This window comes from Mesorhizobium sp. M7A.F.Ca.ET.027.02.1.1, assembly GCF_004022985.1.
GTDB lineage: Bacteria > Pseudomonadota > Alphaproteobacteria > Rhizobiales > Rhizobiaceae > Mesorhizobium.
In genome coordinates this window covers 1-9,872 of sequence record NZ_RZOL01000229.1, presented here as the reverse complement: position 1 = coordinate 9,872, position 9,872 = coordinate 1, and the positions used below count along the sequence as shown (strand labels likewise).

Genomic DNA, 9,872 nt, shown 5'->3' with positions numbered 1-9,872 from the left:
ATATCTGGTCGAGCAAGGCTGCCAGGTGCTCAACATCGACACCAAGCCGCTCGACAATCCCAAGGTGCGCACGCTGATCACCGACATCACCGACAGCGGGCAGGTGTTCAACGCACTGTCGAGCTATATGGGCCTGCATGAATTCGACCCCTCGCTGCGCCCGCAGCCGGTCGATGCGGTGGTGCATTTCGCTGCCATCCCGCGCATCATGATCACCACCGACAACGAGGTGTTTCGCATCAATGCGCTCGGCACCTACAATGTCATCGAGGCGGCGGTGAAGCTCGGTATCCGCAAAATTATCATCGCCTCCAGCGAGACGACCTATGGGCTTGTGTTCGCCAACGAGCCGCGCGATCCCAAATATTTCCCGCTCGACGAGGAGTATGATGTCGATCCGATGGACAGCTATGCTTTGTCCAAGGTCGTCAACGAGAAAACGGCGCGGGCCTTTGCGCAACGCAACGGCACCGACATCTACGCCCTGCGCATCGGCAACGTCATCGAGCCGCACGAATATTCGCTGTTTCCGAAATGGTTCGCCGATCCGGGTTTCCGCAAGCGCATCGCCTGGAGCTATGTCGACGCGCGCGACCTCGGCCAGATCACGCTGCGCGCCATCGAGAAGGACGGGCTCGGCTATCAGGTGTTCAACGCCGCCAATGACGACACCTCGTCCGACCTGCCGACTGCCGAACTCTTGAAGCGGTTCTACCCCGGCGTGCCGGTCAAGGCCGAACTCGGCGAATACGAGACGCTGCTGTCGAACCGCAAGGCGCGTGACGTTCTGGGCTTCCGCCCGGAGCATAGTTGGCGCAAATACGTCAACCAGTCCTAGGCATGTCGACATTCAGGTGATGCCGGCCTGCGAATGACAGCTTTCTGCGCTTCCGGTTCTACCGCGTTGCGGTAGAACGGTGCTCACGTACCCAAAAGTACGCTGCGCTCCGGTTCTCGAAATCCATCATTCTCGGCTCGGCCTGACCTGAATATCGACATGCCAATCAAGCGGCGGATCGGGGCTGATCTGTGCACAGCGGGCGGCTTTGCGGTGCAAGCCGCTTGCCGCGCTTGACAGCCTGCTTAATACGGACTTTCTGGAACCCATGCGGGACGCGAAGCCGAACAAGGAAAAATCGTTGGGGAAAGCGGCCTCCGGGGACCGTCCGGGCGGCGTTCGCCGCGCGGACGCCGCGCGTATTCCAGGCTCCAGCGTCCACGCCTCGCTGGCCAGCGAAATCGGCCTCAGGATCGTGCGCGGCGACTATCCGCCCGGCACCATCCTGCCCAATGAAGCGAAATGGTCGGAGACCTTCAGCGTCAGCCGCTCGGCGGTGCGCGAAGCCATCAAGATGCTGATGGCCAAGAGCCTTTTGGCCTCACGCCCCAAGATCGGCAGCTGGGTCGAGCCGAAGGAACGCTGGAACCTGCTCGATCGCGATGTGCTTGCCTGGTACGCGACGTCGCCGGATCGCGAAGTGTTCCTCAAGACGGTGCAGGAATTCCGCCACATCATCGAGCCGGAAGCGACCGCGTTTGCCGCCATGCGAAGAACCGACGAGCAGATGGCCGAGATCAGCCTGGCCTGCCGGGAGATGGGAGAGGCGACGAGCCTGCAGGAGCGGACCCGCGCCGACACGCGCTTCCATCTTGCCATCCTGCGGGCTTCGGGCAACGACCTTCTGGTGCCGCTCGGCGTACTGATCGAGTCCGCGTTCGATCACCTCTTTGCCTATACGACGCGGGAGATCGACGATCTCAACCACGCGCAGAAGCTGCACGAGGCGATCGAGAAGAACATCCGCCTGCAGCGCCCCGACGCCGCGCGCAATGCAGTGCGCAAACTGCTCGCCAACACAGACGGCGTCATCCGCGCCCGGTAGGGCCGGCCGCCGCTAATCATCCTTGTCACGTCCGAAGGCGCTGCGCAGTTCGTCCTTGGCGTCCTCAAGCACTTTTTTGCGCGCGGCAGGCAAGTTCTTGCCGGCGCGGTTGATGTAAAAATTCAGCATCGACATGGCGGATTGGAAAGGCTCGGCCTTGCGCCTGTGGCTGTGTTCGGCGGATCGTTTCAGCGAGCCGGCGATCTTCCTGGCGTCGTCGGATTCGAAGACGTGATCCTCAAGATCCATTGCGTTGCTGTGCTCGGTCACCTCGGCCGACCATTTTTTCCTGGTGGCGGTCATCGCTGGACTCCTTTGCAGGGGTGGGTTGCCGGGAAAACTCTGCACATCGGCATCGGTTCCGGCCTGGCTCTGGAGCCACGGATTTGCCCGCTGTGGCGCTGCTGCGGCCTGAGAATGCGCCGATAGTGGCGCAAACGGCAGCCGATCTCCGAGACCGCCGACAGGAAACGCCTTGACCCGAACCGACAGCATCCAGCCCGGCCCCGGCATCGACAGCTCCTATGCCTGGATGCGGCTTGCCATCTCGATGCTGCTGGCGACGATTGGCGCCGTCGGTATGTGGGCTGTCGTCGTCGTGCTGCCCGCGGTGCAGGCCGAGTTCGGCGTCGACCGCGCCGCGGCGTCCATGCCTTACACCGCGACCATGGTCGGTTTCGCCGCTGGCAACGTGCTGGTCGGCCGCGCCATCGACCGGATGGGTTACTGGATCCCGGCGCTGCTCTCTTCGATTGCGCTTTCCGCCGGCCTGCTGCTCGCGGCGCTGTCGACCTCGATCCTGCAATTCACGCTTGCCCAAGGAGTGCTGATCGGTGTCGGCACGTCGGTGATCTTCGGGCCGCTGATCGCCGATATCTCGCACTGGTTCAACCGTCGTCGCGGTGTCGCGGTCACGGCGGCGGCGGCCGGCAATTACCTTGCGGGGGCGTTGTGGCCGACCATCATGCCGACGCTGATGAAGGCGGAGGGCTGGCGCTTCACCTATGCGGCAATCGGCATCTTCTGCCTGGTGACAATGGTGCCGCTGGTGCTGATGCTGCGGCGCGGTGCCCCGGCGGCCGCCGTCGCGGGTTCGCCCGGAAGCCGGTCGGTGCAGCCGATCTCGCTGTCGCCGGCGGCCTTGCAGGTGCTGCTGGTCGTCGCCGGGCTCGGCTGCTGCGTGGCGATGTCGATGCCGCAAGTGCATATCGTCGCCTATTGCATGGACCTCGGCTACGGCGTGGCGCATGGCGCCGACATGCTGTCGATCATGATGGCGGGCGGCGTCGTCAGCCGGCTGGCGTCCGGCTTCCTCGCCGACCGGATCGGCGCCGTGTGGACATTGATGATCGGCTCGGTGCTGCAGTGCCTGTCGCTGCTGTTCTATATCCCGTTCGACGGGCTTGCCTCGCTCTATGTGGTGTCGCTGGTGTTCGGCCTGTCGCAGGGCGGCATCGTGCCTTGCTACGCGATCATCGTGCGCGATTACATGCCGGCCAACGAGGCCGGCCAGCGTATCGGTATCGTCATGATGGCGACCATCTTCGGCATGGCGATCGGCGGCTGGATGTCGGGCTGGATCTACGATTTGACCGGTTCCTACGCCGCCGCATTCCTCAACGGCATCGCGTGGAATTTGCTGAACCTGGTGGCGATCGGGCTGCTGTTCTGGAAGGCACGGCGCAGCACAGCCGTGATGGCGTGAGCTCACCGTGCCCAATGGTCCGGGAGCTGCGCGGCTTGACAACCACCCAAGGCTGCGCGACGCCGGAAGGCGAATGGGTGCGGCAACAGGCCGGTTTGGCATGACGACGGTGGCAAAGACCCCGAATATGGTACCAAAGGCGCTTGGCTGCACAAGCCAGTCGCCAGGAGTGCGTCCTTGACCAAGCCGCGCTCGCGCCGGGGCGGCGGCCGCCCGACCATCGCGGATGTCGCGCGTAAGGCCGGCGTCGGCGCCATTACCGTGTCGCGCGCCTTGCGCGAGCCGGAGCGTGTCTCCGAAGAATTGCGCCGCCAGATCCAGGCCGCCGTCGACGAACTGGGCTACGTGCCGGACCCGAATGCCCGGGCGCTGGCCTCGGCGCGCGCCGAGGTGTTCGGCGTGCTGGTGCCGTCGCTGACCAACAACGTCTTCGCCGAGGTGGTGCGCGGCATCTATGACAGCCTGTCGGCCAGCCCGTTCCGCATCCAGCTTGGCAACACCCACTATTCCGGCCTTGAGGAAGAGCGGCTGCTGCAGCTGTTCGGTTCGCAACGGCCAGCCGCGCTGATCGTCGCCGGCATCGATCAGACACCGGCTTCGCGAAAGCTGCTGGAAAGTGCCGGCTGCCCCGTGGTGCAGGTCATGGAAACCGGTCCAGATCCGGTCGACATGATGGTCGGCTTCTCGCATCTTGATGGCGGCAGGGCGGCGACCGAGCATCTGATCGAGGCGGGCTATCGCCGCATCGGCTTCATCGGCGCGCGCATGGATCCGCGTTCGCAGCGGCGCCTTGCCGGCTATCGCGCGGCGATGGAGGCCGCGGGCCTGTTCGACCCGCGCCTCGTCACCACCACGCCGGTGCTGTCCAGCGTGTCGCTTGGCCGCGAGATGTTCCGCGACGCGCTGGCCAAGGTGCCGACACTCGACGGTGTCTTCTGCAACAATGACGACATCGCGCTCGGCGTCTTGTTCGAATGCCATCGCGCCTCGATCGCGGTACCGAAGACAATCGGCATCGTTGGTTTCAATGATCTCGACATGATGCAGGTGGCGTTTCCTTCAGTCACCAGCATCCGCACCCCTCGTTATGAGATCGGCCGGCGTGCCGTCGCCATGGCGCTGGCGGCGATCGCCGGCAACAGACCGGAGCAACGGATCGTCGACCTCGGTTTCGAGCTCAAGCGCCGCGAGAGCACGGCGCGTTGAAACGCACAGGAGCGACTGTGCGAATGCCGGTTTACACGCCAGTTTGGTAGCGCTACCATCCTTGTTTGACAGGCGCATGTGGGAGAGATAACGCCTGTTTATTATACATAAGCGACAACTGATACTTGTTTATTATGGATAATATGATAGTTTCAGCTTTGCTGACGGGGACAAGGGGAGGAACCGGGTCGGCCATTCACCGACCAATGAAAGCGTGGCCAAGGCAGGAGGTGCCGGGCATCGCGCGAGACTTCGCAAAGTCAAATAACAAACAGAACTGCAATTGGGAGGAATATCGATGATCAAGTCACTTGTTGGTGGCATCGTTGCCGCCACTGCATTCGTCATGTTGAGCTCGTCGGCGATTGCTGCGGGCCCCGAAATCGTCAAGGGTCCAGCGGCCGAGCCGGATTGCTTCGCACCCTGGGCTGCGGATACGCAGTTCTTCAAGTTCCCCAAGAAGGACGGCCCTTACCGCATTGCGCTCGCCAACGGCTATATCGCCAACACGTGGCGTATCCAGATGGTGCAGACTGCGAAGGCCTATGCAGCCCAGAAGGACGTTGCTGCAAAGCTGAAGGAATTCAAGGTCGTCTCGACCGGAGAAGACGTGCCGGCACAGATCTCGGCGATCAATAACTTCATTGATTCCGGCTATGACGCGATCGTGGTCAACGCCCAGAACCCGACCGCTTTCGGGCCGGTGATCAAGCGCGCCAAGGAAGCCGGTGTCATTCTGGTTGCCTTCGACAACATTCTCGACACCAAGGACGCCATCAACGTCAACGTCGACCAGAAAGGTCTTGGCGAGCTGTGGGGCAAATGGTTGGTCACGCATGTGCCGAATGGCGGCAAGGTGCTCGAAGTGCGCGGCGTTGCCGGGACATCGGTCGACACCGACCGCCACAACGGTATCCATGAGGCTCTCGACGCGTCCGGGAAGAAGTGGGAGGTCACCGAGGTGGTCGGCAAATGGGATGACGGCGTGGCGCAAAAGGCCTCGGCCGACGCCATCGCAACCAACGGCCCCTTCGACGGCGTGACCGGACAGGGTGGCGACACCGGCATCGTGCAGGCGATGATCGATGCCAAGCATCCATTCGTGCCGTTCGGCGGCGAGACCGAGAATGGCTTCCGCAAGTTCTGCGCCGCTCATGCTGCGGACGGGCTGAAATGCTCATCGGCCGGCACCGGTCCGGCCCAGGTGGCGGTTGCCATCAAGACGGCGATTGCCGCACTCGAAGGCAATGTCGTTCCGCAAGCGGTCAAACTGCCGCTGGCGATTGTCGAGGATCCGAACTTCAAAGCCGGTCAGGATTTCTTCCCCGACCAGTCTGACAATTTCTTCGTCGGCAACTCCTTCCCGACCTGCGGCATCAATTTCACGGCGCAGGAAATCATGGGCCAGACCAAGGCGGACCAATAGGCAGCATACAAGGCGCCGCGGGATCTCCCGCGGCGCCGGCCATTCGATATCCCTGGTCGTCAAAAGTGCCTCGGGAGGGCCGATGGACGGTATGGTTCCGCTCTTCCGGATGGAAGGCATATCCAAGCGCTATGGTGGTGTGCGGGCGTTGGAAAAGGCCGAGCTTTCGGTCTCATCCGGCAGCATTCACGCCATTCTCGGCGAAAACGGCGCCGGCAAATCGACGCTGATCAAGGTTATGGCGGGCGTCGTCGCGCCCGACGAAGGGCGCATGACGCTGGATGGACGCGAAGTGACATTCGCCTCGCCAGGCGCGGCCAACAAGGCCGGTATCGTCTGCATCTTCCAGGAACTGTCGCTGGTTCCCGAACTCAGCGTTGCCGACAACATAGTCATTTCCGATCCGCCGAAGCGTTTTGGCATGATCGACCGCAAGGCGCAGCGCCGCATCGCCGAGGAGGCGCTGGCACGCGCGGGCGCCGCCGATATCCACCCGCTGGCGCTGGTCAAGGACCTGCCGCTGTCACGCCGCCAAATGGTCGAGATCGCAAAGGCGCTGGCCAGGAAGCCGCGCATCCTGATCCTCGACGAGGCGACCTCGGCACTGACCGCGACCGACGTTGCCAAGATCTTCAGCGTGCTCAAGCGATTGCGCTCGGAAGGGCTGGCGCTGCTTTACATCTCGCACCGCATGAACGAGATCGCCGAGCTTGCCGACCACTGCACGGTGTTTCGCAACGGCCGCAATGTCGCCAGCTACAAGGCAGGCACAAAGAGCGACAACGAAGTGGTCGAACTGATGATCGGTCGCGAATACAGCCATATCTTTCCGCCCAAGCCGGCGGCGGTGCCTGCCACCGCAGCCCCCAGGTTAGAGGCCCGCAAGCTCTCCTGGGCCGACCGGCTGCACGACATCTCGCTGACCGTCAGGGCAGGTGAGGTGGTCGGCATTGGCGGCCTCGACGGCCAGGGCCAGCGCGAATTGCTGCTCGCCTTCTTCGGCGTGCTGCGGGGCCTCAGCGGCCAGATCCTGATCGACGGCAAGCCGGTGTCGATCACCAGTCCATCCGTTGCGCGCGACGACGGCATCGGCATGGCGCTTATCCCCGAGGACCGCAAGACCGAAGGGCTGATGCTGCCGATGACGGTGCGCGAGAACCTGTCCTTCGCGGCGCTCGACCGGCTGTCGAAAGCCGGCATCATCGATCGCGCCGCCGAGCAGCGGCTGATCGACGACATGGTCGGCCTTTTGGCGATCAAGACGGCAGGCCTCGACATTCCGGTCGGCGCGCTTTCGGGCGGCAACCAGCAGAAAGTGGTCATCGCCAAATGGCTGATGCGCCAGCCGCGCATCATCCTGCTCAACGATCCGACGCGCGGCATCGACGTCGGCACCAAGCAGGAGCTGTACCAGCTGATGCGCAAACTGGCCGACGCGGGTGCTGCGATCCTGTTCTACTCGACCGACTATGATGAACTGATCGGCTGCTGCGATCGCGTGCTGGTGCTCTATGACGGGGCGGTCAAGCGCGAGTTGGTCGGTGCCGAGATCACCGAGCGGGCGCTGATATCAAGCGCGCTCAACATCCATGGCGAGGAGAGCCCGGTGGGCCTGGGAGCAAGCGCGTGAAAGATTGGCGCTACTGGCTGGCCGAGCAGCGCGGAACTCTGCTGGCGCTCGGCATCTTCATCGTCATGTTCGTCATCTACACCTCAAACCATCCGGCGGGCTTCACCGCCAATGTCGTGCAGACGGCGTCGAACAAGGGCGTGCTGCTCGCCTTTGTCGCCATGGCGCAGACGCTGGTGGTGATCACCGCCGGCATCGACTTGTCCGTCGGTATGATCTTCCTGCTCACCAACTGCCTCGCCTCCTGGCTGGTGGTCGGCACGCCGATGCAGACGACGCTCGGTGTCATCGCCGTGCTGGCGGTGGGGCTGCTGTGCGGCGCGATCAACGGCGCCATCGTCATCTATGGCCGGCTGCAGCCGATTGTCGCCACCATTGCCACTGGCGCCGTCTATTACGGCATCGGCCTTTTGCTGCGGCCATTTCCGGGCGGCTCGGTCAATGAGGATCTGGCCGATGCGCTGACCGGCCGTGTGTTCGGCGTGGTGCCGGCGAGCCTGGTCGTCCTGTTCGCCATCGTGCTGGTGATCTGGGTGCCATTCAGCCGCTCGGTACTTGGCCGCGCGGCTTACGCGGCCGGATCATCGGAGACGGCGGCCTACATGTCCGGCGTGCCGATCCGGCGCGGCAAGTTCGCTGCCTACACGCTGGCCGGATTGCTGGCGGCGATCGGCGGCCTGTTTTTGACCTTCTTCACCTATACGGGCGAGGCGGCCTATGCCAGCGGCAATGCCTACACGCTGTTTTCGATCGCCGCCGTGGTGCTCGGCGGCGTCTCGCTGTTCGGGGGCAAGGGCAGCGCTATCGGTGCGATCTTCGGCGCGCTGGCTTTCCGCACCATCGGCGACCTGCTCTTCGTCTTCGATTTCGATCCGCTCTGGCAGCCGCTGTTCCAGGGCGTTATCCTGCTGGTCGCCGTCAGCCTCGGCGCCTTCGCCCTGTTTCGGGTCCGCAACCGGCTGGAGTGGTTCCTGTGAGCGAAACGACACTTGGCGGCATTGCCGGCCGCATGCCCAGATTCATCCGCCGCGCCGATCCGGCGGTGCTGACGGCCTTTGCCTGCATCGTTCTCTTGCTGTTCCTGGGCAGCCTCTATTCCAGAAGCTTCCTGTCGCCTGAATATCTTCTGCAGCAGCTCAAGGTGGCTTCGTTCCTCGGCGTCATCGCAACCGGCATGATGCTGGTCATCCTGCTCGGCCAGATCGACCTGTCGGTGCCATGGGCGGTGGCAGCGGGCGCCATGATGGCCTGCGCTGCGGCGGCGTACGGCCCGGTCGGCGTGGCGCTGGCCATGCCGTTCGGTATTTTCTGCGGCATGCTGATCGGCGTCGTCAACGGCATCGGCGTCGCCTATCTGCGCATCCCCTCGATGATCATCACATTGGCCACCAACGCTGTCGCGCAAGGGCTGATGGTGGTCTACACAGGCGGCTTCTCGCCGCAGGATTCGGCAACGGGCGCGATGCGCTACCTGGCGACCGGCTTCGCCATTCCGGGCGTGCCCAACGCGGTCATCATCTGGGTGCTGATCGGAGCCGCGATGGTGTTCGTGCTGACCCGTACCAGCTTCGGCCGCACCGTCTACGGCATCGGCAACCGCGAACGCGCGGCGTATCTCTCCGGCATCGATACGCGGCGCGTGGTGATGGTCGCCTTCGCCGTCTCCGGCGGGCTCTCGGCTTTCGGCGGCGTGCTTCTGGCTGGCTATGCCTCCAAGGCGGCGCAGTCGATGGGCGACGCTTATCTGCTGCCGTCGATCGCCGCGGTGGTGCTTGGCGGCACCTCGATCCTGGGCGGGCGCGGCTCCTATCTCGGCACGGTCGCCGGTGTCATCCTCATCACGCTGCTGCAGTCCATCCTCTCCGTCATGCAGATGCCGGAGGCGGGGCGGCAGATCATTTACGGCGTCGTCATTGTCGCCATGCTGCTGCTCTACGGCCGCGCGCCGGCAAGCCGCTGACCGTGGACGAAAAGGCAGCACAGGCGCCAGCGGGCGCTCCCGGCTCGGTGCCTCCGGCCATC

Annotated in this window: 9 protein-coding genes; 8 read left to right on the top strand and 1 reads right to left on the bottom strand. The window is 63.8% G+C overall.

Annotated elements, in window-relative coordinates; all coding sequences use genetic code 11:
* Both EN749_RS22630 and EN749_RS22625 read left to right on the top strand, forming a co-directional pair.
* A partial coding sequence (locus EN749_RS22630) for an NAD(P)-dependent oxidoreductase (protein ID WP_145990974.1) occupies positions 1 to 838 on the top strand: 838 nt, incomplete at its 5' end.
* A gap of 268 nt (positions 839 to 1,106) precedes the next feature.
* The gene (locus tag EN749_RS22625; RefSeq protein ID WP_023813240.1) at positions 1,107 to 1,883 is read left to right on the top strand and encodes a FadR/GntR family transcriptional regulator; all 777 of its coding nucleotides are present in this window, start codon (positions 1,107 to 1,109) and stop codon (positions 1,881 to 1,883) included.
* 12 nt (positions 1,884 to 1,895) lie between these two features.
* Here EN749_RS22625 and EN749_RS22620 read toward each other — a convergent pair whose 3' ends face one another.
* Positions 1,896 to 2,186, bottom strand: coding sequence for a DUF3175 domain-containing protein (locus EN749_RS22620; protein WP_127270870.1), 291 nt, complete (start codon positions 2,184 to 2,186; stop codon positions 1,896 to 1,898).
* A 172-nt stretch (positions 2,187 to 2,358) separates the two neighbouring features.
* Here EN749_RS22620 and EN749_RS22615 point away from each other — a divergent pair, with 172 nt between their 5' ends.
* From EN749_RS22615 to EN749_RS22590, 6 genes are all read left to right on the top strand, one after another.
* Positions 2,359 to 3,588 (top strand): MFS transporter, encoded by a 1,230-nt coding sequence (locus EN749_RS22615; RefSeq protein ID WP_127809937.1) that lies wholly within the window; start codon positions 2,359 to 2,361, stop codon positions 3,586 to 3,588.
* A gap of 177 nt (positions 3,589 to 3,765) precedes the next feature.
* A complete protein-coding gene (locus tag EN749_RS22610) occupies positions 3,766 to 4,794 on the top strand; it encodes a LacI family DNA-binding transcriptional regulator (RefSeq protein ID WP_128364006.1) in 1,029 nt (342 codons plus the stop codon).
* A 298-nt stretch (positions 4,795 to 5,092) separates the two neighbouring features.
* A complete protein-coding gene (locus EN749_RS22605) occupies positions 5,093 to 6,220 on the top strand; it encodes a sugar ABC transporter substrate-binding protein (RefSeq protein ID WP_127322625.1) in 1,128 nt (375 codons plus the stop codon).
* A gap of 82 nt (positions 6,221 to 6,302) precedes the next feature.
* Entirely contained in the window at positions 6,303 to 7,850 is a 1,548-nt protein-coding gene (locus EN749_RS22600) for a sugar ABC transporter ATP-binding protein (RefSeq protein ID WP_127396020.1), read from the top strand.
* Entirely contained in the window at positions 7,847 to 8,827 is a 981-nt protein-coding gene (locus EN749_RS22595) for an ABC transporter permease (protein WP_128288629.1), read from the top strand. Before EN749_RS22600 ends, EN749_RS22595 begins: the two co-directional genes overlap by 4 nt.
* Positions 8,824 to 9,810 (top strand): ABC transporter permease, encoded by a 987-nt coding sequence (locus tag EN749_RS22590; protein WP_128288628.1) that lies wholly within the window; start codon positions 8,824 to 8,826, stop codon positions 9,808 to 9,810. Before EN749_RS22595 ends, EN749_RS22590 begins: the two co-directional genes overlap by 4 nt.
* Positions 9,811 to 9,872: the final 62 nt, after the last annotated feature.